This is a genomic window from Mitsuaria sp. TWR114 (assembly GCF_007997345.1).
Genome location: NZ_VOSR01000810.1, coordinates 1 through 671 on the forward strand (window position 1 = coordinate 1; position 671 = coordinate 671).

The 671-nt window shown below is 68.9% G+C and carries 1 protein-coding gene; it reads right to left on the minus strand.

What is annotated here, in order from left to right; translation table 11 throughout:
• Positions 1-671 (minus strand): tripartite tricarboxylate transporter substrate-binding protein (locus tag FUT87_RS24460; protein ID WP_255512007.1); only part of this gene is annotated, 671 nt, incomplete at both ends.

Consider the following 671-nt stretch of genomic DNA (forward strand, 5'->3'; position numbering starts at 1 on the left):
CGAGCTGCTCCGGCGTGCTGGCTTCGACGTCGGCGCCGTGGTCCTCGATGCGCTTGACGACCTCCTTGTCGGCCAGCACCTGGTTGAGGGCCTTGTTCAGCTTGTCGACGATGGGGCGGGGCGTTCGCGCCGGTGCGAAGACGGCGTACCACTGCTGCACCTCGACGCCGTCGACGCCCGCTTCCTTGAGCGTCGGCACATCGGGCAGCAGGTGGCTGCGCCGGGGGCCGGCGACGGCCAGCGGCTTGAGCTTGCCGGCCTTCACATAGGGGATCGCGGTGAAGAGGCTGGGGAACATGAACTGTGTCTGGCCGCCCAGCGTGTCGGTGATGGCGGGCGCCGAGCCCTTGTAGGGCACGCCCAGCATGTCGACACCGGCATTGAGCTTGAAGAGCTCGGCGGCGAAGTGGGGCGCCGTGCCGTTGCCGGCGGAGGCGTAGCTGTAGCGGTCGGGTTTGGCCTTGAGCTGGGACGCGAGGTCCCGGACGTCCTTCACCGGCGCCAGGGCATTGGCGACCATCAGCGTCGGCGAATAACCCACCAGGCCGACCGGCTCGAAGTCGGCCACCGGGTCGTAGCGGAGTTTCTGCAGTGCCGGGTTCATCGCATGCGTCCCGACATAGCCCAGCATCAGCGTGTGGCCGTCCGGCGCCGCGCGGGCGACGAATTCG